General features: G+C 41.2%; 1 protein-coding gene. It reads left to right on the plus strand.

Going from position 1 to position 260, the window contains the following annotated elements; genetic code table 11:
* Positions 1-181 (plus strand): Asd/ArgC dimerization domain-containing protein (locus AAEY57_RS20355; RefSeq protein WP_350608705.1); only part of this gene is annotated, 181 nt, incomplete at its 5' end.
* Positions 182-260: the final 79 nt, after the last annotated feature.

The following is a 260-nucleotide window of genomic DNA, read 5'->3' on the forward strand; positions in this document are numbered from 1 at the left end:
TAGCGCAACAGACTTAACACCCGTTAAAGTAACAGGCACTTTAAGCATTCCTGTTGGCCGTATTCGTAAATTAGCGATGGGGCCAAAATACATCAGCGCATTTACAGTAGGCGATCAGCTTTTGTGGGGAGCGGCAGAGCCACTTCGTCGTATGCTACGCATAATTGTTAATGGTGAGTAATACCAATTCGCAATAATACTTAATCAATTTGAGGGGTTAAATCTGACGCTAACTACGTTAAATATTTCTGATATAGAAC

The sequence above is a fragment of the Pseudoalteromonas sp. MER144-MNA-CIBAN-0113 genome (assembly GCF_040308965.1).
GTDB lineage: Bacteria > Pseudomonadota > Gammaproteobacteria > Enterobacterales > Alteromonadaceae > Pseudoalteromonas > Pseudoalteromonas tetraodonis.